1 protein-coding gene is annotated in these 1,877 nt (G+C 30.5%); it reads left to right on the plus strand.

The window, feature by feature from the left end; all coding sequences use genetic code 11:
* Positions 1 to 1,877, plus strand: a 1,877-nt coding sequence (locus AB1349_14050) for a DNA methyltransferase (GenBank protein MEW6558447.1), incomplete at both ends; no start/stop codon positions are given.

The following is a 1,877-nucleotide window of genomic DNA, read 5'->3' on the forward strand; positions in this document are numbered from 1 at the left end:
TGGATACTTCCTTTAGTGGATTAGATGCGTTCGGATTAAGAGAAAAAGATAAAGAATTTATTAAAAAAATCTATACAATTGCTAACTATGAAAAGAGATTTCAGATATTTTTAATTGAATTAAAGCATCTCTCACCTGAAATTATAAGAAACTTACCACTTTATTTTGAACGAGAAATTCAATATCCATTATTTGTTATCACTCAGGATTATAAGGACTATACATTTATTTTAGTAGAAAAAATTCGTGAAAGTGCTGGCGTATGGAAACGTAAACTGGTAAAACTAAATTTTGATAGAGAAAATGCTTATTATACAGATAAATTAGTCCTTTCCAATATGGCTGTTCAAAAAGATAAGTCAGAACCAGCCATGACCTATAGGATTTTACAAGAAGCCCTCAGTGTTGAAAAAGTAAGTAAACTTTTCTTCGATGACTATAAAACCATATTTTTTGAAATACGAAAATTCCTTTTAAAACAATATGTTAACATAAAACAATCGCACGAGTTTTCACAGCAATTGTTAAACAGAATAATGTTTATCTATTTTATTGATAAAAAAAGATGGCTTAAATCCTCACCTAAATTTATGAAATGGTTCTGGTCAAGATATCTTGAAGAAAAAAAAGGGAAAGATGAATTTTATGAGAAATGGCTAAAAGTTTTATTCCTTGAAGCATTTAATAATCGGTTCAGCCATCCACAGTATTTGCCTCAGGATGTACGAGATGCTTTAGGTCTTGCACCGTACTTAAACGGCGGACTATTTAAAAGAAATGAATTGGATGAACTATCTATAAATATTCCTGATGACTTTATAGACAAAATCTTAAAATTCTTTGAAAAATATAATTTCACTATTAGAGAGGATTTACCCCTTGATGTTGAAGTTGCAGTTGACCCACAGATGATAGGTTATGTTTATGAATCACTTGCTAATGTTGCTGAAGAAATATATGAGCGACAGGATTTGGGAATATTCTATACTCCTAAAGTAGAAGTGGATTTTATGTGCAGAAGGTCTCTTGTAGAATATCTCATTAAGAAGTTAGAAGCCGTTCCTAAAAATTTAATTTACAATTTTGTCTTTAATGAAAATCATAAAGAAAAAGAGAAATATTTTGACAAGAATAATCTCTGGGAAAAAATTGAAGAAACACTTGATGAACTTGCTGTTTTGGATCCTACTTGCGGTAGTGGTGCTTTCTTAGTGGGTATGTTAAAAGTCCTTACTGAACTTTACAGGACAGTGTTTTCACACTTAAACCGTCAAATGACTGATTATGAATTGAAAAAAAGAATAATTGGTCATTCACTTTATGGCGTTGATGTAATGCCCTGGGCTGTTCATTCAGCAGAACTCCGACTCTGGTTATCACTTATGATAGAATCGGATTTAACTTTAGGTGACTTAAAACTTTATCCATTACTGCCAAACTTAAACCTTAAATTAAGAGTTGGTGATTCGCTTGTTCAGGAAATAGGTGGTATTAACTTAAATCTAAGAGATATTTATTTATCGCCATCATTAAAACGAAAACTTACTGAACTGAAAAATGAGAAAGAAAAATATTATAACAACGACCCAACAGCAAAATTTAAAACTGAAGATGCAATTCTGCAAGAAGAACTACGGATATTCCATCAGATTATAGATGATAGAATTATAACTCTTCAGAAGAAAAAGCAAACACTTACTGTTGGCAAACAGGCAGTACAGTCGGATATGTTTGAAAAAGAGTTTCCTAAACAAAAAGATTTACTTGATGAAGAAGAATTTAAAAAAATAATTGAAAAACAAAAAACAGAAATTGATGAGGAAATAGAAAAATTAACTGAGATAAAACAAAAACTTAAAGAGCAAAAACCATTTATC

This window comes from Elusimicrobiota bacterium, from assembly GCA_040757695.1.
In the GTDB taxonomy this organism is placed as follows: domain Bacteria; phylum Elusimicrobiota; class UBA8919; order UBA8919; family UBA8919; genus JBFLWK01.